This is a genomic window from Bradyrhizobium sp. UFLA06-06 (assembly GCF_054820065.1).
The window spans coordinates 49,669-69,343 of the sequence record NZ_JADFUD010000020.1; the positions used below are offsets into that span (position 1 = coordinate 49,669).

General features: G+C 62.3%; 19 protein-coding genes and 1 pseudogene. 14 read left to right on the top strand and 6 right to left on the bottom strand.

What is annotated here, in order from left to right; all coding sequences use genetic code 11:
- The first annotated feature begins 213 nt into the window (after positions 1 to 213).
- From IF803_RS18725 to IF803_RS18770, 10 genes are all read left to right on the top strand, one after another.
- On the top strand, positions 214 to 408 hold the full coding sequence (locus IF803_RS18725; RefSeq protein WP_035631049.1) for a hypothetical protein: 195 nt from the start codon (positions 214 to 216) through the stop codon (positions 406 to 408).
- A gap of 92 nt (positions 409 to 500) precedes the next feature.
- Positions 501 to 893, top strand: coding sequence for a hypothetical protein (locus tag IF803_RS18730; RefSeq protein WP_028339192.1), 393 nt, complete (start codon positions 501 to 503; stop codon positions 891 to 893).
- Between the two features lie 338 nt (positions 894 to 1,231).
- Positions 1,232 to 1,828 (top strand): superoxide dismutase, encoded by a 597-nt coding sequence (locus IF803_RS18735; protein ID WP_028339191.1) that lies wholly within the window; start codon positions 1,232 to 1,234, stop codon positions 1,826 to 1,828.
- Positions 1,829 to 1,831: 3 nt separating this feature from the next.
- Entirely contained in the window at positions 1,832 to 2,245 is a 414-nt protein-coding gene (locus IF803_RS18740; RefSeq protein WP_028339190.1) for a thioesterase family protein, read from the top strand.
- A gap of 50 nt (positions 2,246 to 2,295) precedes the next feature.
- Positions 2,296 to 4,908, top strand: coding sequence for an ATP-dependent chaperone ClpB (gene clpB / locus IF803_RS18745; protein ID WP_461193060.1), 2,613 nt, complete (start codon positions 2,296 to 2,298; stop codon positions 4,906 to 4,908).
- Positions 4,909 to 5,007: 99 nt separating this feature from the next.
- Positions 5,008 to 5,235: a DUF2171 domain-containing protein gene (locus IF803_RS18750; protein ID WP_028339188.1), complete on the top strand. Its 228-nt coding sequence runs from the start codon at positions 5,008 to 5,010 to the stop codon at positions 5,233 to 5,235.
- A 59-nt stretch (positions 5,236 to 5,294) separates the two neighbouring features.
- On the top strand, positions 5,295 to 5,549 hold the full coding sequence (locus tag IF803_RS18755; RefSeq protein ID WP_304500325.1) for a DUF2171 domain-containing protein: 255 nt from the start codon (positions 5,295 to 5,297) through the stop codon (positions 5,547 to 5,549).
- 103 nt (positions 5,550 to 5,652) lie between these two features.
- Positions 5,653 to 5,847 carry a hypothetical protein gene (locus tag IF803_RS18760; RefSeq protein WP_028339186.1) on the top strand — a complete coding sequence of 65 codons (195 nt, stop codon included), beginning with the start codon at positions 5,653 to 5,655 and terminating at the stop codon, positions 5,845 to 5,847.
- 32 nt (positions 5,848 to 5,879) lie between these two features.
- Positions 5,880 to 6,935, top strand: coding sequence for a Dyp-type peroxidase (locus IF803_RS18765; RefSeq protein ID WP_461193099.1), 1,056 nt, complete (start codon positions 5,880 to 5,882; stop codon positions 6,933 to 6,935).
- A complete protein-coding gene (locus tag IF803_RS18770) occupies positions 6,932 to 7,753 on the top strand; it encodes a family 1 encapsulin nanocompartment shell protein (protein WP_461193061.1) in 822 nt (273 codons plus the stop codon). Before IF803_RS18765 ends, IF803_RS18770 begins: the two co-directional genes overlap by 4 nt.
- 37 nt (positions 7,754 to 7,790) lie before the next feature.
- Here the strand turns inward: IF803_RS18770 and IF803_RS18775 are convergent, their stop codons facing one another.
- Genes IF803_RS18775 through IF803_RS18790 form a run of 4 tightly spaced genes read right to left on the bottom strand, consistent with a single transcriptional unit; the run spans position 7,791 to position 12,647 of the window.
- Entirely contained in the window at positions 7,791 to 7,907 is a 117-nt protein-coding gene (locus IF803_RS18775) for a DUF2474 domain-containing protein (RefSeq protein WP_461193062.1), read from the bottom strand.
- Positions 7,907 to 8,911 (bottom strand): cytochrome d ubiquinol oxidase subunit II, encoded by a 1,005-nt coding sequence (gene cydB, locus IF803_RS18780; protein WP_461193063.1) that lies wholly within the window; start codon positions 8,909 to 8,911, stop codon positions 7,907 to 7,909. The genes IF803_RS18775 and cydB overlap by 1 nt, the downstream gene beginning before the upstream one ends.
- Before the next feature lie 5 nt (positions 8,912 to 8,916).
- A complete protein-coding gene (locus IF803_RS18785) occupies positions 8,917 to 10,329 on the bottom strand; it encodes a cytochrome ubiquinol oxidase subunit I (protein WP_461193064.1) in 1,413 nt (470 codons plus the stop codon).
- Positions 10,330 to 10,382: 53 nt separating this feature from the next.
- Positions 10,383 to 12,647, bottom strand: coding sequence for an FdhF/YdeP family oxidoreductase (locus IF803_RS18790; protein WP_461193065.1), 2,265 nt, complete (start codon positions 12,645 to 12,647; stop codon positions 10,383 to 10,385).
- Positions 12,648 to 13,002: 355 nt separating this feature from the next.
- Between IF803_RS18790 and IF803_RS18795 the strand changes: the two genes are divergently transcribed.
- The 4 genes and pseudogenes from IF803_RS18795 (at position 13,003) to IF803_RS18810 (ending at position 15,748) form a co-directional block, all read left to right on the top strand.
- The gene (locus IF803_RS18795; RefSeq protein WP_461193066.1) at positions 13,003 to 13,899 is read left to right on the top strand and encodes a bestrophin family protein; all 897 of its coding nucleotides are present in this window, start codon (positions 13,003 to 13,005) and stop codon (positions 13,897 to 13,899) included.
- Positions 13,900 to 14,033: 134 nt separating this feature from the next.
- A complete protein-coding gene (locus tag IF803_RS18800) occupies positions 14,034 to 14,225 on the top strand; it encodes a hypothetical protein (protein ID WP_304495714.1) in 192 nt (63 codons plus the stop codon).
- Between the two features lie 303 nt (positions 14,226 to 14,528).
- Entirely contained in the window at positions 14,529 to 14,738 is a 210-nt protein-coding gene (locus IF803_RS18805; protein WP_028339178.1) for a hypothetical protein, read from the top strand.
- A gap of 177 nt (positions 14,739 to 14,915) precedes the next feature.
- Positions 14,916 to 15,748: pseudogene (locus tag IF803_RS18810) on the top strand (DUF5996 family protein).
- Between the two features lie 870 nt (positions 15,749 to 16,618).
- On the opposite strand, the gene IF803_RS18815 reads toward IF803_RS18810, so the two are convergent.
- Positions 16,619 to 17,659 carry a DUF354 domain-containing protein gene (locus tag IF803_RS18815; RefSeq protein ID WP_461193067.1) on the bottom strand — a complete coding sequence of 347 codons (1,041 nt, stop codon included), beginning with the start codon at positions 17,657 to 17,659 and terminating at the stop codon, positions 16,619 to 16,621.
- A complete protein-coding gene (locus IF803_RS18820; protein ID WP_461193068.1) occupies positions 17,643 to 19,673 on the bottom strand; it encodes a hypothetical protein in 2,031 nt (676 codons plus the stop codon). The genes IF803_RS18815 and IF803_RS18820 overlap by 17 nt, the downstream gene beginning before the upstream one ends.
- Positions 19,674 to 19,675 lie beyond the last annotated feature (2 nt).

Consider the following 19,675-nt stretch of genomic DNA (forward strand, 5'->3'; position numbering starts at 1 on the left):
GTCGCGCGCTGGTCCATGACAAGGAGGATTCGAACGAACGTATTTCGCCGGACAGTTTGTCTGGCCTCGCCCTGACAAATTGTCTTTATCCGGTGAGAACTGCCACGCTATGAGGCTGATTTCGTTGCCGATTCGATTTGGCACGTCAGTTGCTCGATCTCCCACGATATCGGCCGGAATCGCGATCCGTTGTCTTCAAAGGGAGTTGCCGCGATGTCACGTCACAACAAGATGCCGCCTGTCCCGCCTGCGAACCGGAGCCCGAAGGGGACCGGATCGGAACCCGACAGCAATGCCGGGCCGCAGCCGAAGGGAAAGGCGAAGAACGCGGCGGAGCAGGGCGAGACGGCCAATATTCGCGAGAACACGACGAATGCCGGGTTCTTCCATGGCCGCAGGGTCAAATAGGAATTCGGGCCCGCGCGACGCTATCCAATCAGGCGGGGACCGATAGAGCCCGGGCCGATCGGGGATTCGTTTTCACAGCTGAGGAGATCGCAATGGCTGTCGTATCGCTGAGCCAGCTCACGACCGATCTTCAATCATGCGCCGCCCAGCTCATCACGCAGGTCGGCTTCGTGCCCCAGGCGACGGACCGGCCCGTGGACGCGGGAGACCTGCTGTTCTACCTCAGCGAAACGTCGATGCCGATGGCCGCGTTCCTGCGCAAGCACGGTCTGTTCTCCGATGACGACGGCCTGCATTACGACCTCGCACAGTTCGGCGTCATCAGTGACGTGGCGACCCGGGTCATCAACGAAAGAAAGGCCGGCAATCTTGATGGCGTGTGGAGGGAATTCGATCTCTCCACGGACGACGATATGGACAATGATGGCGGCTATATCCTGACTGCGCTTGCGGCACTCGAGCTGATGTACGGGTCAGGGAAGTAGAACGGCCGGCCACGTGTTGATGCGTGTGTGCTGCTTCCGCTCACGTCGTGTGCCGTCGCAAGAACGTCTGTTCGAGCCTCGTCTGGCTGCTGCCATCTCGGACAGTTTGTCTCGCGCCGTTTCGACAAATTGTCCGATGGCATGTGCTTGTCGCTCTGTAACGCATTGATATTTCGTGCGGCTCGAGTTGGCACGTCGGTTGCTGAGGAAGTGTCCGTCGGGTCAGCGCGACCGCGGCTTGGCGGATCGCGATACGCAACTATCGGCATGAACGATCGAGCCTATGTCGCAAACACGGATGTTCGCTCGTACAGCAGATCATGAGCCGGAGAAGTCCCATGTCGTTTTCCCTTCCTGATCTACCCTATCTCCACGATGCGCTCATTCCCTACATGTCGAAGGAAACGCTCGAATATCATCACGACAAGCATCACGCGGCCTATGTCAACGCCGTCAATACGCTGATCAAGGGCACGCAATGGGAAGGCAAGAGCCTCGAGGAGGTCGTCGTCGGCTCCTTTGGCAAGAACACGCCGCTCTTCAACAATGCAAGCCAGGATCTCAACCACACCTATTTCTGGAAATGGATGAAGCCGAAGGGCGGCGGCGCGATGCCGGGCAGCCTCGAGAAGCGGATCAGCGCCGATATCGGCTCCATCGAGAAGATGCGGGACGACTTCGTGGCGGCCGGTGTCGGTCAGTTCGGCTCGGGATGGTGCTGGCTCGCGGTGAAGGATGGCAAGATCGTCGTGATGAAAACTGCGAACGGCGAAAGTCCGCTCGTGCACGGCGCCAAGCCGATTCTCGGCTGCGATGTCTGGGAGCATTCGTACTATCTCGACTATCGCAACCGCCGGCCCGATTACATCAAGGCGTTTCTCGATCACCTCGTGAACTGGGACTACGTCGAGGAACTGTTCCAGAAGGCGGTGTGAAACATGAAGCCGGTGTCTCTTGGCGCAAAGGGCCGCTTCACGCTCGACGTGAGGCCGCAGCATCTGGCCAGCCAGTTCAAGGACCCGACGCTACCGCCGGTTCTCGCGACGCCGGTGATGATCCTTGCGATGGAGAACGCAGCGCTCAACGCCATCCGGGGTTATCTCGAACCCGGTGAGGCGGCGGTTGGGATCGCCGTCGACGTCCGGCACATCGCCGCGACGCCGGCGGGACAACGGGTGACCGCGGAGGCTGAAGTCACCGGCGTCGATGGACGGCGCCTGGTCTTCGCGGTGACCGCGCAGGACGAAATCGAAGAGATCGGCAGGGGCACCCATGAGCGCATGGTGATCGATCTCGCTCGACTGGAACAGCACCTCGAGGCGAAACGGGCGCATTCGCCGACAGGTCGATGAAATCGGAACGAGGACGGCATGCGCCGGTATTGCCAGCGTGAGGTGATTCCATGAATGTTGAAAAATATACCGATCGCGCAAGAGGTTTCATCCAGTCGGCACAATCGCTGGCGACGCGGGAAGGCAACCAGCAGTTTACGCCGCTTCACATCCTCAAGGTGCTGCTCGATGACGGCGAAGGTCTGGCGGGCGGTCTGATCGACCGCGCCGGCGGCAATTCCCGGGCGATCCTCAAGGCAACCGAAGCGGCGTTGAACAAGCTCCCGAAAGTATCGGGCGCCGGCGCGGGACAGGTCTATCTAGCGCCCGAGACCGCCCGCGTGTTCACCGCGGCGGAGCAGGCCGCGGAGAAGGCGGGAGACAGCTTCGTCACGGTCGAGCGGCTGCTTCAGGCCCTGGCTTCGGACCGCAACAGCGATGCGGCCGGGCTTCTCAGGGATGGCGGCGTCACGCCGCAAAATCTGGAAGCTGCGATCAATGCGCTGCGCAAGGGGCGCACGGCCGACAGCTCGTCGGCGGAGAACGCCTATGACGCGCTGAAGAAGTACGCCCGCGACCTGACCCAGGCCGCGCGCGACGGCAAGCTCGATCCGGTGATCGGTCGCGACGAGGAGATCCGCCGCACCATCCAGGTGCTGTCGCGCCGCACCAAGAACAACCCGGTGCTGATCGGCGAACCCGGCGTTGGCAAGACCGCGATCGTCGAGGGGCTGGCGCTGCGTATCGTCAATGGCGACGTGCCCGAGAGCCTGAGCGACAAAAAGCTGCTGGCGCTCGACCTTGGCGCGCTGATCGCCGGAGCGAAATATCGCGGCGAGTTTGAGGAGCGGCTGAAGGCGGTCCTCAGCGAGGTGACGTCGGCCGAGGGCGGCATCATCCTGTTCATCGACGAGATGCACACGCTGATCGGCGCCGGCAAGACCGACGGCGCGATGGACGCCTCCAACCTGCTCAAGCCGGCCCTGGCCCGCGGTGAGCTGCACTGCATCGGCGCCACCACGCTCGATGAGTACCGCAAGCATGTCGAGAAGGACGCGGCATTGGCGCGCCGTTTCCAGCCGGTGTTCGTGTCGGAGCCGACGGTCGAGGACACGATCTCGATTCTGCGCGGCCTCAAGGAGAAGTACGAGCTTCACCATGGCGTGCGCATCTCGGATTCGGCGCTGGTCGCGGCGGCGACGCTGTCGAACCGCTACATCACGGACCGCTTTCTGCCGGACAAGGCGATCGACCTCGTGGACGAGGCGGCCGCGCGGCTGAAGATGCAGGTCGACTCCAAGCCCGAGGAGCTCGACAACCTCGATCGCGAGATCGTCCGGCGGAAGATCGAGCAGGAGGCGCTGAAGAAGGAGAACGATGCCGGCTCGAAGAGCCGCCTGCAGACGCTGGAGACGGAATTGCACGATCTCGAGAAGAGGTCGGCCGATCTGACGTCGAAATGGCAGGCCGAGAAGGGCAAGCTATCCGACGCACAGAAGATGAAGAGCGAGCTCGAACGGCTTCGCACGGAACTCGCAAATGCACAGCGCAAGGGTGAATTCCAGAAGGCGGGTGAGCTCGCCTACGGCAGGATCCCCGAACTCGAGAAGAAGCTTGCCGCGGTCGAAGCCAGCGAGAGCACGTCGATCGGCGAAACGGTGACCGCCGACAATATCGCGCAGGTGGTGTCGCGCTGGACCGGGATTCCGGTCGACAAGATGCTGGAGGGCGAAAAGGAGAAGCTGCTCCACATGGAGGAGGCGCTCGGCAAGCGCGTCGTCGGCCAGGCCGAAGCCGTGCGGGCCGTGTCGACGGCAGTACGCCGCGCGCGCGCTGGGTTGCAGGACCCCAATCGTCCGATGGGCTCGTTCATGTTCCTCGGGCCGACCGGCGTCGGCAAGACCGAGCTTGCCAAGGCCCTTGCCGAATTCCTGTTCGACGACGAGACGGCGATGGTCCGGATCGACATGTCCGAGTTCATGGAGAAGCACTCGGTCGCGCGGCTGATCGGCGCGCCGCCCGGCTATGTCGGCTATGACGAGGGCGGCGTATTGACCGAGGCGGTGCGTCGGCGGCCGTATCAGGTAGTGCTGTTCGACGAGATCGAGAAGGCGCATCCCGACGTGTTCAACGTCCTGCTGCAGGTGCTCGACGACGGACGCCTGACCGACGGCCAGGGCCGTACGGTCGATTTCCGCAATACGCTGATCATCATGACCTCGAACATCGGGGCGGAGCTGCTCGTCAACCAGGGCGAAGGCGAGAAGACCAGCGCAGTGCGGGAGCAGGTCATGACCATGGTGCGGGCGCATTTCCGGCCCGAGTTCCTCAACCGGATCGACGCCATCATTCTGTTCCACCGGCTCCAGAAGAACGAGATGGGCCGGATCGTCGAAATCCAGTTTGCACGGCTCCGACGGCTGCTGGACGATCGCAAGATCGAGTTGTCGCTCGACGCCAAGGGGCGAGACTGGCTGGCCAACAAGGGATGGGACCCGGCATACGGGGCCCGTCCGCTGAAGCGTGTCATCCAGCGCTATTTGCAGGATCCGCTGGCGGAGATGTTGCTCGCAGGCGATGTGCGCGACGGTTCGCAGGTCAAGATCTCGGCGGGCAAGGACGGCCTCACCTTCAACGGCAAGGCCGCGCCGACCGCGGACCAGGACGATGAAGTCATGATTTGAGGCCGTGATCCGAGGCTGCGGCTGCGCGCGGCATCATCGCGTTGGCCGGGCGGTCGGCAGGCCGAAGCGGGAACCGAGATCGTATCGAACGAGGAAAGCATGGTGAAGGACGACATCAAGGAGAACATGGAGGTCATCGGCTTCGATGGCGATCATCTGGGCACGGTGGACTGCGTCGAAGCGGATCGGATCAAGCTGAAGAAGCACGACGGCGGTTCGCACGAGAAGCATCACCACTATATCGGCCTCGATCTGGTGAACAACATCGAGGGCCACAAGGTTCGGCTTTGCTGCGACGCCGACATTGCCAGGCTTTTCGAGGACTGATGGCGTGGCCGCAGGGCGGCGTGTCAATCGATTCGGAAATTGGACAGGAGAACCAACTCATGGCGAACACGATCAGGGAGAATATGGAAGTCATCGGCGCGGACGGCGTTCACGTCGGCACAGTCGATCGCGTCGAGGGCGATCGCATCAAGCTCAAGATGTCCGACAGCTTTGGCCATCACGAAGGCCATCATCACTACGTTGAAATGGGCTTTGTGGCGGGTGTCGAGGGCGACAAGGTTCGCCTCTCCGCCAATGCCGATATTGCCGTCACGCTGGAGGAGGAGAAGTCGGGGCGGCCGGTCAAGCTGTGACCGGCAATCGTGTCGCTCGCGCGGACGCGGGAGACTGCCTGTCCGATCTGGCACTCCCAGAACGGGCGGACGATAGACCTCGTGTTTCAGGAAGGTTGATGAAATGGAAGAGTACGATCTCTACATCAATGCGAAGAAGCCCGCGATCGGGCTGTATGTACGCAAGGGCGCAAATCTCCCTGACCTTGCAGACAAGGGTGATTGGGTGTTCGACGGCACCTGCGCCCAGGACCTGGTGCCCTCGAGTGTCATCGTGGGCGTGAAAGCCGACGGCCACGCTTTCCGGGACATGGACTAGAGACCTCTCGGAGGTCACCAAAGGAGCAAGGTGTGCCGTCTGCTGTTCCGCAACCGGTCGTCGCGCGTCTCACGCGGGCGGCCATCTTCCTGGTCGTGACGGTCAATTCCGGACCGGAAAGCGACGCCGCCGTACGCGGTCTCTGCGCGGACCTGTCGTCGCTGTTGCGCGCCGTCGGCTTCCGCGATCTGCAAGGGCGGTTGTCGTGCGTCATGGGCATCGGCTCCAGCATCTGGGACCGGCTGTTCGGTGCCCCGCGACCGAAGGATCTGCACCCGTTTCGGGAAGTTCGCGGCGTGCATCACGCGGTTTCGACGCCGGGCGATCTTCTGTTTCATATCCGGTCCACGCGCATGGATATGTGTTTCGAGCTCGCGGCGCAGATCATGCCGCGGCTCGGCAGCGTCGTGACCGTTGTCGACGAGGTCCACGGCTTCAAATATTTCGATGACCGCGATCTGATGGGCTTTGTCGATGGGACGGAAAACCCTGTCGGCGCGGACGCCGAACGCGCAACCGTCATCGGCGAGGAGGATGCGCCCTTCGCCGGCGGAAGCTACGTCATCGTGCAGAAGTATCTCCATGATCTGGCGCGCTGGAATGCGGTGCCGGTCGAGCAACAGGAAAACATCATCGGTCGGCACAAGCTCTCGGATATCGAGCAACTGGACGCGGCGAAGGCGCCATATGCGCACAACGTCCTGACGACGGTTGTCGAGGATGGCGATCAGCTGGAGATCGTTCGCGACAACATGCCGTTCGGCGAGTTCGGAAAGGGCGAGTTCGGCACTTACTTCATCGGATACGCGCGATCGCCGCGCCGCATCGAGCAGATGCTCGAAAACATGTTCGTGGGCCGGCCGCCCGGAAACTATGACAGGCTGCTGGATTTCAGCCACGCCGTGACCGGCGCATTGTTTTTCGTGCCATCGGCAAGCTTCCTCGACGACGTCGAGCCGGAACCTGCGCCCGATGCCGTCGACCTACCGGGCGCATCGACGCCGTCCACCAATGAATCTCTCTCATGCCCGGCCGGCAATGATGGGTCGCTCGGCATTGGTTCTCTGAAGCAAGGGGCTAAAGAATGAGTAATCTTTACCGCCACCTCGCGCCGATCTCCGACGAGGCCTGGGCGCAAATCGAGCAGGAAGCGTCGCGGACACTCAAGCGGCATCTGGCAGCCCGAAGGGTCGTGGATGTCACGGGTCCGAAGGGGCCCGGGCTCGCCGCCATCGGCACCGGGCATATCAGGCAAATCGATGCGCCCGGCGACGAAATCCGGGCCGTTCAGCGGGAGGCAAAGGCATTGGTCGAGCTGCGCGTCCCCTTTCAGCTGTCGCGGCAGCAGATCGACGATGTCGATCGCGGCTCGAACGATTCGGATTGGTCGCCCGTGAAGGAAGCGGCGCGCAAGATCGCCTTCGCCGAAGATCGCGCGGTGTTCGCGGGTTATGCGGCGGCAGGCATTCAGGGCATCACGGAGGCGAGCAGCAATGCTGCGATCCCGCTTCCGGCCAATGTCAGGGCTTACCCCGATGTCGTCGCGCAGGCCGTCAGCCAGCTTCGGCTTGCCGGCTGCAATGGGCCGTACGCGCTGGTGCTCGGGGCAAGCACATACACGGCCGCGAGTGGGGGAGCTGACGATGGCTATCCGATCTTCCACCACATCGAGCGGATCGTCGATGGCGGCACCTTCTGGGCGCCGGCGATTGAAGGCGCATTCGTGCTGACGACACGGGGCGGAGATTTCGAGCTCGATATCGGCCAGGATTTCTCCATCGGCTATCTCAGCCATTCGAGCTCGACGGTCGAACTGTATTTCCAGGAGAGCTTCACCTTCCGGGTGCTGACGACCGAGGCGTCTGTGGTGCTCGCGCCGGCGAAGGCGCCGGCTGCCAAATCATAGGCATTCATCCCACGATTCAAACCAATCTCATCGCGCTTCAGCCCGTCAGGACGAGGCGGATCAGGCCGGCGACCAATCCGAGCGCGATGACGCTCGCACTCCAGATCGCGGCCATCCAGGCGAGCCGCTTCCAGAGTGGAAGCTGGCTCTCCATTAATGATATCCGTGAACGCCGGCCTTGCCCCGGAACACCCAATAGGCCCAGCCCGTATAGGCGAGGATGACCGGGACGATGACCAGCGCGCCGACCAGCATGAAGGATTGGCTCTCCGGCGGCGCGGCGGCATCCCAGATCGTGATCGCGCGGGGGACGATGTAAGGATAGATGCTGATGCCGAGGCCGAGGAAGCCGAGCAGGAACAGCGCGAGCGCCATCGCGAAAGGCAGCCGCTCGAACCCGCGCCTGAGGCTCCAGAACAGCGTCGCCGCGCAGATCGCAACCAGCAGCGGCACCTGCGCCGTGAGCAGCACGCCGGGCAGCGCAAACCAGCGCCGCCAGTAGTCGTAATGCAGGAACGGCGTCGCCGCGCTCACCGCCGCAAGCGCTACGAGCGTTCCGGAGCCGAGCCAGAAGGCGAGGCGGCGCGCATGGCGCTGGCTGGTTCCTTCGGTCTTCCAGATCAGCCAGGTCGCGCCGAGCAGGGCATAGCCGATCACGACGGCAATCCCGGTCAGCAGGCTAAATGGGCTCAGCCAGTCGAGCCAGCCGCCGGCATAGGCGTCGTTCTCCACCCGGACGCCCTGCAGGATTGCGCCGAGCGTGATGCCTTGGGCCAGCGCCGCGACCACCGAGCCCAGCGAGAAGGCCATGTCCCACAGCGCGCGGTGGCCTGCATCCCGCCAGCGGAATTCGAACGCGACGCCGCGGAACACGAGGCCGAGCAGCATCGCGATCATCAGCGGATAGGTCGCCGGAAGCAGGATGGCATAGGCCAGCGGAAACGCTGCGAGCAGTCCGCCGCCGCCCATCACGAGCCAGGTCTCGTTGCCGTCCCACACCGGCGCGATCGAGTTCATCGCCTGATCGCGCTCGTCGCCGACCGCGAAACTCGGGAACAGGATGCCGATGCCGAGATCGAAGCCGTCCATCACGACATAGGCCATCACGGCGAAGCCGATGACCGCCGCCCAGAAGATGGTAAGGTCGATGCTGATCATGGCGTTCACTCCCGGGCCGTCAGCGGCGCCCCGACACCTGCCGCCGGGGTGATGCCCGCCGCGCGCTGCGGCAGGTTCGGCAGCTCCGGCTCCTTGCGCTCCGGCGGCTTGGCCATCAGCCGCAGCAGATAATAGGTCCCGGCTCCGAAGGCGCTGAAATAGACCAGCACGAAGGCGACGAGCGAGGCGGCGACCGCGGGCGCAGCGAGCGGCGAATGCGATTCCGCGGTGCGCAGCAGGCCGTACACCGTGAAGGGCTGGCGGCCGACCTCGGTCGTGACCCATCCGGCGATCACGGCGATGAAGCCGGCCGGCCCCATCGCAACCGCGACGCGATGCAGCCAGCGCCAGTCGTAGAGCCTGCCGCGCGCGCGGGCGAAGAGGCTCCAGAGGCCAACGCCGAGCATCGCAAATCCCAGCGCCACCATGATCCGGAACGACCAGAACACGATATGCGCGGGCGGCCAGTCCTCGCGCGGGAAGTCGGTCAGGCCCTGAAGCGGCGCATATGGATCATGCTTCAGGATCAGCGATCCGATGTGCGGTATCGAGAGTTCGTAACGGACGCGCGCCTCGTCATTGCTCGGCAAGCCGAACAGGATCAGCGGGGCGCCGTTCGGGCTCGGCTGGTAGTCGCCCTCCATCGCCAGCACCTTGGCCGGCTGATGCTCCAGCGTGTTGAGCCCATGGGCGTCGCCGGCCAGGATCTGGATCGGCGCGACGATCGCGGCCATCCACATCGCCATCGAGAACATCTTGCGCGCGCCCGGATTGCTGCGGTCCCTGAGCAGATGCCAGGCGCCGACGGCCCCGACGACGAAAGCGGTGGTGAGATAGGCCGCGATCACGGTATGGACCAGGCGAAACGGAAAACTCGCGGTAAAGATGATTGGCAGCCAGGAATCGGCCGGCACGAACTGTCCCTTGGCGTTGATCGCATAGCCTGCGGGCGTCTGCATCCAGCTGTTCACCGCGATGATCCAGGTCGCCGAGATCAGCGTGCCGAGCGCCACCATGCAGGTCGCGAAGAAATGCAGGCCCTTGCCGACCTTGCTGATGCCGAACAGCATGACGCCGAGGAAGCCGGCTTCCAGGAAGAACGCCGTCAGCACCTCATAGGCCATCAGCGGACCGATGATCGGTCCCGCCTTGGTCGAGAATACCGACCAGTTGGTGCCGAACTGGTAGGACATCACGACCCCCGACACCACGCCCATGCCGAACGTAACCGCGAAAATCTTGAGCCAGTAGCGGTAGAGATTGGCGTAGACGCCTTCTCCCGTCTTCAGCCACAGCGCCTCCAGCACCATGAGGTAGCTTGCGAGCCCGATCGAGAACGCCGGGAAGATGAAATGGAAGGAGACGGTGAACGCGAACTGCGCACGCGCCAGGATTACCGGGTCGAGTTGCCCAAGCAATGTTGCCTCCCTATGAAACCGAAGCTCTCCGGATGCTGTGAAGTCGCCGCCCGCTAGGCGACGACACGAACCGGAATCGACTTGGCGGCGGGCGTGCCGCTGATCTTGTCGTAGTATTCGAGCGGCAGCAGCGGGTTCAGCTCGGGATAGTATCCCGCGACCGCGCCGCGTGGCATCGGATAGTCCAGCACCGTGAGACCATCGACCCGGCGCCGCACGCCGTCATCGCTGATCGTCTCGAGCGCGATCCGTGCGCCAGAGGCGAGCCCTCGCGCCGCCCGGTCATCGGCGTTCATGAACAGCACCATCCGGTCGTTGTAGACGCCGCGATAGCGGTCGTTATAGCTGTAGATCGTGGTGTTGAACTGGTCGTGCGAGCGGACTGTCGCCAACCGTAGCATCGCGGGATCGGACACCGGAGCGTTGACCTCGAGGCCGGGCATCAAGAGGAAATTGGCCTTGCCGTTCGGGGTCGGCCAGACCAGCCGGCGCGGTGGCACGTCGAGGTGGAAGCCCTGCGGTCGTTTGATCCGTTCCGAGAAGTCGCTGTAGATCTCGGGATAGACGTCCGCGATCTTATCGCGGATCAGTCCGTAGTCTTCGATATAGCTCTCCCACGGAATCGTGCTGTCGGGAAGCGTCGCGCGCGCTATCCGGCAGACGATCTCGACCTCCGGGAGCAGATCGGCGCTTGCCGGCGCCAGCACGCCGCGCGATGCCGTGACGGTGGACATCGAGTCCTCGATCGTGACGAACTGCTCGCCGGCCAGGGTGTGGATGGCCTCGGACCGCGCGACCACCGGCAGGATCAGCGCATCGCGCCCGTGGACCAGATGTCCGCGATTGAGCTTGGTGTTGATGCCGACCGTCAGGGCGAGCTTCCTCATCGCTGCATACGATCGCTCGGTATCGGGCACCGCGCGGACGAAGTTGCCGCCCATGCCGATGAAGACCTTGGCCGTGCCGTTCTGCATCGCCTCGACGGTCTCGACCGTGTGGTGGCCGTGTCCGCGCGGCGGCTCGAAGCCGAACACGTCGCGCACGCGGTCGAGATAGTCGTCGGTCGGCTTCTCGTCGATGCCGACGGTGCGGTCGCCCTGGACGTTGGAATGGCCGCGGATCGGCGAGATGCCGGCCCCGGGCTTGCCGAAATTGCCCTTGATCAGCAGCAGATTCACGACTTGCTGCAGCAGCCGCGATCCCTCCTGGTGCTGGGTCAGTCCCATCCCGTAGCAGATCATGGTAGCCCGGGAGCGCATGTAAATCTCGGCGCAACGGCGGATCTGTGCCTCCTCGATGCCAGAAATTTCGACAATGTCCGGCCACGACTGGGCCAGAACATCCTTCCGGACCAGATCAAATCCGACGGTCTGCGCGCGAATGAAGTCGTGATCGAGGACTTTCTCGCCCTGCGCCTCGCGCTCGAACATCACCTTCATCATGCCCTTGAACAGGGCGAGATCGCCGCCGATCTTGATGTGGACGAACTCGCTGGCGATCGGGGTCGATCCGAAGGTCGCCATCTGGATGACATCCTGCGGCTCGGTGAAGCGGATCAGCGCGCGCTCCGGCATCGGATTGACGGCCACGATCGGCACGCCGCGCTTTCGCGCCTCGACCAGATTGGTCATCATGCGCGGCGAATTGGTGCCGGTGTTCTGCCCGATCACGAAGATGGCTTCGGCGTGCTCGAAATCCTCCATCACCACGGTGCCCTTGCCGACGCCGATCGAGGGCGGCAGGCCGCGGCTGGTCGGCTCGTGGCACATGTTCGAGCAGTCGGGGAAATTGTTGGTGCCGAACGCGCGGACGAAGATCGAATACAGAAACGCGGCCTCGTTCGGCGTGCGTCCCGAGGTGTAGAATTCGGCGTGGTGCGGGCTCTCCAGCGCGCGCAGATGATCTCCGATCATCGTGAAGGCTTCGTCCCACTCGCATGGCAGATAGCGATCGGAAGCCGCATCATAGCGCATGGGCTCGGTCAGCCGGCCCTGCATCTCGAGCCAGTAGTCCGACTTCTCCATCAGTTCGGACACCGTGTATGTGGCGAAGAATTCTCGCGTGACCCTGCGCTTGGTCGCTTCGAACGCCAGCGCCTTGGCGCCGTTCTCGCAGAACTCCAGCGTCTTCTTGCAGTCAGGATCGGGGAACGCGCAGCTCGGGCATTTGAAGCCGCCGGGCTGGTTCATCGCGAGCAACGCGCGAGATCCTTTGGTGACGACGCTCTGTTCGAGCAGCACCTTGGCGGTTGCGCCGGCCGCGCCCCAGCCGCCCGCAGGATGATGATAGGCCTTGTAACGAGGCTTGTGGTCGGTCATTGCAAGCACTCCCCAGTCATCCGCGATGCCGGAAGTAGATCATGCTATCATATTGATTTCTATGGACATTTTGTCCATTTGCGTGGACAAAATGTCCGGTATCGAGAGCCGATCGCGCTCTAAGTGACTGACTGGACTTCATTCCGGAATTGGCGCGGAGGTTGCTTTATTACGCGCCGTTGAATCGGGGAGACGGCGTGAACCACCCATTGTCCATGTCGGAAGGTTGCTTCCGGCGATGTCCAAACTTGATCATTGCGACCAATGCGCTCGTCGTCACCAGTGACGATACGCGCGCGGCGTCCGGCTCGAGCTGTAATCTCGAGGAGGGCTTAAGCGCGCCGCGGAGGTCGACATGATTGTGCGCTCCAAGCCCGGCTTCAGGGACATCGTGTTTGCGGTCAACGGCTCGATCCTGCCGCGGATCGCGCCGCATCTGGTTGCGATCGCCTTGATCAGCGTCCTTGCGGTGCTCGCCGCGATGGAGCATCCGGGCATTTTTGCGCGGATCAGCGCCGTTCCCTTCACACTGATCGGCATCGCGCTGTCGGTCTTCATGAGCTTTCGGAACAGCGCCTGCTATGAGCGCTGGTGGGAAGGCCGGGAGCTCTGGGGCAAGCTGATCGTCGCCTGCCGCTCGTTCGCACGTCAGACCTCCACCCTTGATGAGGAGGAGCGGCGCGTGCTGCTTCGCGGCCTGTGCGGCTTCTGCGCCGGACTGGCAGCCCGCTTGCGCGGCGAGGACGAACTGGTGGCGATCGGACATTGGCGCGACATCGACGCCGCGTCAGGCGGGCCCAACCCGACCAATGTCGTGCTCAACCAGATCGGAGCATATTGCCTGGCGCTGATGAAGCGGGACCGGATCGAGCCGATCCATTATTCCGTCCTCGAAGGGCAGCTGAGCGCGCTCTCCGACGTGCAGGGCGGCTGCGAACGCATCGCGTCGACGCCCGTGCCGTTCGCCTATTCCCTGCTGCTGCACCGGACCGCTCTGATCTTTTGCGTGACGCTGCCGTTCGCGCTGGCCGGATCGCTGGACTGGTGGACGCTGCTGCCCGTCCTGCTGGTCGCATACACCTTCTTTGGTCTCGACGCGCTCGGCCATCAACTCGAGGATCCGTTCGGACTGGAGCCTAACGCTCTCCCACTGGACGCCATGCGGCGCATGATCGAGCGCGAGATTCTATTCCTGCTCGGAGAGCGTGATCTTCCCGCGCCGATCGAGGCGCGTGACAATGTGCTGAAGTAGGCGGAACCTTTGATCCAGGAAAGTTGCTGCGAGATGCCCTTCGATAGCGCAACGCCTCGACCTTCATATGGAGGTTGCCATGAGCATATAGGGAATGAGCTATCCGAGTGGGATCGAGGTCCAGGAGGTGCCCTATGACGATGAATGAACTCGCTGACGCGCTCGACAAGATCGATGAAGATGCGTTTGCCTCGTTCCTCCTTGAGTATGAGATCACGCACGATGACGGACCCGAGGCGATGAAGACGATGATCGTCGAGGCGCTTCGGTTCGCGGACGCGCATGGCTTTCAGGCGCCCCGGCCGCTTCTCGACGAAGCCGATTAGGCTGGGGCAAAGTCCATCCGTGACGGAGATGCGGAGCGCGCGTACGTGTCTGCTCCGCGGAAGCCTGCGCGAGACAGGTGAGGCATCGTCGATGGACAGCCTGTCCTCCACGGCGCGGACAAAATGTCCGTCGTCGTCAGGTGTTGCGCTGCCAAGCCATTGACATTGTTTCCGCGCCCAAGTTGGCGCATTCTTTGCCATCAGGAATTTCGACGCTCGGGCGGATCGGAACTCCTGTTGGTTCGAACAATCCGGTCGAGCGCGACGTTGAACGTCATTGATAGCGACATAGGAGGACCCTCAATGTCCAAGGATCATGACAAAGCCTCCCACGGATCACAGGACGCGCGGCGGCACAAGATCGACCATCAGACCCGAAGCGAATGGCTTCACAGAGACTCTGGCCTTCAATCCTTGTGGCAGGCCTCCGGCATGTCGCGGGACGAGTTCATCCAGCACAATGAAGGCGTGATCGACAAGGTCATAAGCGATAACCTTGACGCGAACCGCTAACTGGAAGGGGCGCATTGGAGCTGGGCGCACGGCAGCGAAGGTTCGCTGACTCGATCCTGCTGCCAAGCCTCCAGGTGCCGTGTGTGAGGATGCGCCATGATTGCTGGCAAGCGTACCTCCGATTTCTGGCCGGCGCTTTCCAGCCCGGCCTTCGAGCCCACGCGAACTCTTCTCCACATGACGTTGCAGGCGGTCGGAAAACTCAAGCTGGCCGAACCGTTTCAGGCGCAATGGGCCGAGGTGCCGTTGTGGCTCAGTGCGAGAGGGCTGACCACCGGTCCGATCCGCTATGCCAGCGGTGCTTACGAGATCCGCGCGGACTTCATCTCGCACGAGCTGCAGTGGCTCACGAGTTCGGGCGCTCGGGGCAATTGCCGCTGCGACCGACATCCGTTGCCGCGCTCGTGGATGCTCTGCTCGATCAGCTTCGCCACGCCGGCATTGACGCTTCAATCACTCTCCTGCCGCAGGAAGTGTCCCATCCGATCCCGTTCAACGAGGACAAGGAACAGCGGCCGTACGATCGCGATCTGGTCAATGCGTGGTGGCGCATCCTCCTCAGCACGCAACGTGTCATGCACGAATTTCAGGGCCGGTTCACCGGCAAGACGCAACCGATAGGCCTGATGTGGGGGACGCTGGATATTCGCGCGGTGTTCTACAACGGCAAGCCCGTCACACCCGCGCAAGATATTGGCTTCATCAGGCGCAATGCGATGGATGCGGAGTTGATCGAGATGGGGTGGTGGTCGGGCGATGCCTCCTATCCCAGGCCCGCGTTCTACTCCTTCACATATCCGCAGCCGAAAGGCATCGAGAACACCAAGGTCGGTCCGGCCGCCGCCCGCTGGGACGCCGGCATGGGCGAGTTCCTTCTCGACTACGATGACCTTCGCCAGTCCGGTGATCCCGAAAGTGACCTGCTGACCTTCCTCGAATCCACCTATCACGCTGGTGCAACCGCTGCAGGGTGGGATTCCGGGCTGTTGGGTGGCGGCCGGCCGGAATGACACGCGACCTGGCGGCCACAACCGCTTTGTATCACGACGGCGTGTTGGAGGCGAAACGCCAGACTTCGGCAATAGCTCAATTGGTAGGTTTTGGCCCAGGACGCTCAAATATGCCTTATCTTTCAACAGGGATTGACTGACACTCTCTCCGCCGCACTGCTTCTCCGCTGTATCCAGCTGTTCGAAACGACAGCAAAGCACGAACATAACGCGACAATGGTTGTCGCGGTTACCCACCAAGGCCCGTATCGTTCAGGTATTGCCAGGGCAGCGGGTAATGATCGCCACCGATCCCCAGGATGCCAACCGAAGCCGTCCAGTGGGCGATAGCAGCATCGAGCTCGGCATTGCGCGACGCACTTGTCGCTGGTTGCGAGATCCTGAACAGACGCTCACGGGCGGCCAAAGAGCGTCCGCTACAGCCATCATCAGCCGGATGCTCGGTACGAGCCGGGGAGCCTCGGTCCGGTTTGCAGGCGCGGAGGGCCTTTTGGGGGAGGCATCGTGGCGCCTTCTGAACGAAACTTTTTAGGTTCGAAAAGCACCTTATGGTTTGAAAAATCTTGGTAACTCATTGATATCACAACAAATTCGTGCGACCTCCGAGCGCGCCATAAACCTAAGTTCCAATCTGAAATCATTAAGCTTTTTCCGGATGTCGCCCGGGAATGCCACTGTTCGCGTCCGGCCCCGGCAACGCGCTGTCGAATGGCTGGGCGTGCGGACCTACAAGGTCGCGCTGCTAACTTCTCGGCTTGGTCGATGACAGTTGGAGGCGCCGATCGAATCGCGGGGCCTCGGTGATAGCGGCCGCTTCCGGCGAGACCAGGCTAGGCCTCGACGCGTGACCTGGACGCGCGCGACCGGCCATCATGCAAAGCCATTATCAAACTGCTTGAGCAGCCAGTCGGTGAGGTCGACCTTCTCGGCCAGTACCCGTGCGTGTCGCTGCGCCATCGTCGCTTCCAATGCTGGATCAGCGACCATACCCGACACAAGCGTCACCAGTTCCTCGAACTGCTGGGGCCTGAAGCCCCAGGCCAACCGATACCGCTGTTCCAGTTCAGCGATCACGGAGCAGCGCCCGACGAAGCTATTGCAGCGGATCGCGGGGCGTCCGAGCAAAGCCGCCTCCATTGTCATCGTCTGGCTGTCGCTGATCAGTATCTTCGCGTGAGCCAGAAGGTCATGCATGGTCTCGGGCGGAGCCTTCAGGGCGTATGGCTGAAGGCGCGGAGCGATGGAGCTTTCCGCGTTGATGAAGACGCGGCCATGCGGTTCGAGCAACGCAATCAATCGAAGAACCTGAGCCTCGGAAAGCCCGCTTTCGCCGGCGTCGTGATGAGCCGTCAGCGAAACCAGCCGTATGATGAAGTATGGCTCGCGAGGCTCTATTCCCAACAGGCGGACCACGTCCTGGTCGGGCTTGAAATGGTTCGGGTGGAGGTAGGCCAGCTCATGATAGCTGTCGTGAGTTCGCACCTTTGCGGTCTTCTTGTCCCGCAAGACCGCCGGTATGACGATGCGATTTGCGAAAGGATAGGTAATCTTCGCGAACAGCGGCACGTAATCGGCGTCGTCTTCGTTCAGGACGATCGAGGGCCTGCCAATGACGCGGCCGACGTGAGCAACCGATACAGACGTGCCGACAAGGAAATCCGGTCTGTCTGGAAGCGCGGCTTTCAGAACCTGCCAGTTGTGGATCGCGAGCTCGATGGCGCTGCCGACAAGGCCCCGGCGCGGCTTCGAGGCGACGGTATAGGGCAGGCCGTAATGATCGAGCAATCCACCGATAATGCCGCGATCACGGATCGTGACCGTGATCTTGTCGCCACGCGCCTGCATGCGCTGCGCCACGTTTCGGAAAAGGTGAACGTGCGCGGGATGGCCGATATCAAAGAGAACGTGCATCGCTCTTGTGAACTTTGCTGGGATAGAGCGTTGGGATCTGAGCGATGCGTTCCAGCACCTCGGTGGGATCGAGACCGATTACGCCGCAATACCACGCGATCGATTCGAAGCGCGGGATGTTCTCCATTTCGACGAGACGAAGTGCGCTCGCTCGATCGAGCACGCCCTCTCGAATCTGGTTCGAGCGGAAAGTATCGTTCTCGCTAAAGCCCGCGACCCGCGTATAAATGTAGTTATAGAAAGCAGCCGTCCCATCTCCGATGCGCCAGGTTGAGCGCGTATCGTTGGCGGTCTCCCAGTCGTATTGATCGATCAGCGTGTCGTTTACTTCGCTCTCGACCCAGGGAATGTAGTCGAACAGTCGGAGATATTCGTGCTTGATCGAATAGTAGCTGAAAAAGGCGCCGGCGGTATCGAGAAGCGATTTGTTGATGTAGCGCGGGTTGAGCAAGAATTCCCTGCCGTAGTAGCTCGCCATCTGAAGCTGCGCGAATTGTGACGGCCGGTGTCCAAGCGTGGGCGGCACACCACAAAAGCCGGCCTTGAAATGTGTTTTCTCCAGCGGATTGGAGGCAAGCACCGTAGCTTCAAGGTGAAGCTTTTTCGCGAGGTCATTGGCGTAGTAGAAATACTGCTTGTCGCCGGCCATGAAGAGGGGGACCATTCCAAGTGACGGCCGCTTGAGCCAAGCAGAGACGTTGCGACGAATGTTTGCTCGCTTTTCGGCAATGTCAGCCGAGACGAGAATATGCTCGACCTTGAGCGCCCCGCACATCCGCGCCTGGTTCCGGCGCGCCAGGTCCGTGATCATTCCCCAGTCGTAAGTGTAGGCGATCGGTTTAAGGCCGAGCTCACGCACCGCATAGTGCAGGCCAAAGCTGCTGTCGCGTCCTCCGCTCAGCGTGATGAGGCAGTCGGCGGAGGCGCCGTTGCGGCGTGTCTTCAGCTTGTTGGCTTCGGCCTCCAGGGCAGGACGCCCCAGATAGGTCTTCGGTTGGTGGCTTTGGCAGAAGTTGCAGACGCCGCTTGCATCGAAAGCGATGAAAGGGACCGTTTCCGGCAAAATACAGCGGGTGCACCGACGCAATGCCTTGATCGGTTGCGGATCGATCTCGAAGCGCGAGAAGTTGCCAAGCCTGACTGCGGGCATCGAATTGAAGGTCGTGGCATTGCGGACTTTGCCGGGTGTGTCGTCCCGGATCTCGCGCCGCCGCGGGGCGATCGCCGGCGTCTCCTCGGTGTCGACCCCGAGATCGATCTCGTGGCTGACCAGCGTATCGAGTTTGATCAGCAATGCGCTGCCAGCCTTGATCTGTCGGATGGCGTCCGGGCGCGCAGGCCAGGCCAAGCCTGGCGTGGTCAGGAATTCCTCCAGAATGTAGCGCTCGGAGGCGAATACGATCGTGCCGTCGGCCGCGCTCGGCGCCACGTAAAGAGAGCCGTTGTTCGTTGCGAGGACCGTGCAATTGAGGTCGTCGGACACGAGCGCGGTCGAAACCGTCCCAAGCAACCTGCGGAACGTCGAGCGCATTGCGTCGGCGAGGGATTCGCCCCGATCGAGATGCTGGCGGAGCAATTGGAGCATCACTTCGGTGTCGACCTCGGCCTTCCGCTCGGCCGTGTTTATGGTTCGCCACAGGTCTTCGTCATTGACGATGATGCCGTTGTGAACGCCCAGGATGCCGCCGGCAAGAACCGGCTGGTTGTTCGCGTGCAGGTTTTGAGTGCCGTTCGTGACGAGTCTCGAATGTCCGAAGATAGCGATGGGCTCACGGGACTGGTAGAGCGTGTCCAGAGCACCCTTGAAGAAGGGAGCAAAGTCCGTCGAGGCGAGAAAATCGCGCGGACGCTGCGCACTCTTGCGAAAGGTGACGGTGGTCGGCCCAACGATGGCGAGCCCGGACGATTCCTTGCCGCGCGTTTCCGACAGGAGGAACAACCGAGAGACGGCGCGTTCCACGATCTCGCGATCAAGCGCGCCCGGGCTCGTAATCACTCCGAAAATGCCGCACATCG

Coding starts and splice junctions, on each gene's coding strand:
- IF803_RS18815 (WP_461193067.1), bottom strand. CDS start 17,659: ATGCACGTTCTCTTTGATATCGGCCATCCCGCGCACGTTCACCTTTTC.
- IF803_RS18805 (WP_028339178.1), top strand. CDS start 14,529: ATGTCCAAGGATCATGACAAAGCCTCCCACGGATCACAGGACGCGCGG.
- IF803_RS18730 (WP_028339192.1), top strand. CDS start 501: ATGGCTGTCGTATCGCTGAGCCAGCTCACGACCGATCTTCAATCATGC.
- IF803_RS18790 (WP_461193065.1), bottom strand. CDS start 12,647: ATGACCGACCACAAGCCTCGTTACAAGGCCTATCATCATCCTGCGGGC.
- IF803_RS18755 (WP_304500325.1), top strand. CDS start 5,295: ATGGCGAACACGATCAGGGAGAATATGGAAGTCATCGGCGCGGACGGC.
- IF803_RS18800 (WP_304495714.1), top strand. CDS start 14,034: ATGACGATGAATGAACTCGCTGACGCGCTCGACAAGATCGATGAAGAT.
- IF803_RS18740 (WP_028339190.1), top strand. CDS start 1,832: ATGAAGCCGGTGTCTCTTGGCGCAAAGGGCCGCTTCACGCTCGACGTG.
- IF803_RS18750 (WP_028339188.1), top strand. CDS start 5,008: ATGGTGAAGGACGACATCAAGGAGAACATGGAGGTCATCGGCTTCGAT.
- cydB (WP_461193063.1), bottom strand. CDS start 8,911: ATGATCAGCATCGACCTTACCATCTTCTGGGCGGCGGTCATCGGCTTC.
- IF803_RS18725 (WP_035631049.1), top strand. CDS start 214: ATGTCACGTCACAACAAGATGCCGCCTGTCCCGCCTGCGAACCGGAGC.
- IF803_RS18795 (WP_461193066.1), top strand. CDS start 13,003: ATGATTGTGCGCTCCAAGCCCGGCTTCAGGGACATCGTGTTTGCGGTC.
- IF803_RS18775 (WP_461193062.1), bottom strand. CDS start 7,907: ATGGAGAGCCAGCTTCCACTCTGGAAGCGGCTCGCCTGGATGGCCGCG.
- IF803_RS18760 (WP_028339186.1), top strand. CDS start 5,653: ATGGAAGAGTACGATCTCTACATCAATGCGAAGAAGCCCGCGATCGGG.
- IF803_RS18770 (WP_461193061.1), top strand. CDS start 6,932: ATGAGTAATCTTTACCGCCACCTCGCGCCGATCTCCGACGAGGCCTGG.
- clpB (WP_461193060.1), top strand. CDS start 2,296: ATGAATGTTGAAAAATATACCGATCGCGCAAGAGGTTTCATCCAGTCG.
- IF803_RS18820 (WP_461193068.1), bottom strand. CDS start 19,673: ATGTGCGGCATTTTCGGAGTGATTACGAGCCCGGGCGCGCTTGATCGC.
- IF803_RS18735 (WP_028339191.1), top strand. CDS start 1,232: ATGTCGTTTTCCCTTCCTGATCTACCCTATCTCCACGATGCGCTCATT.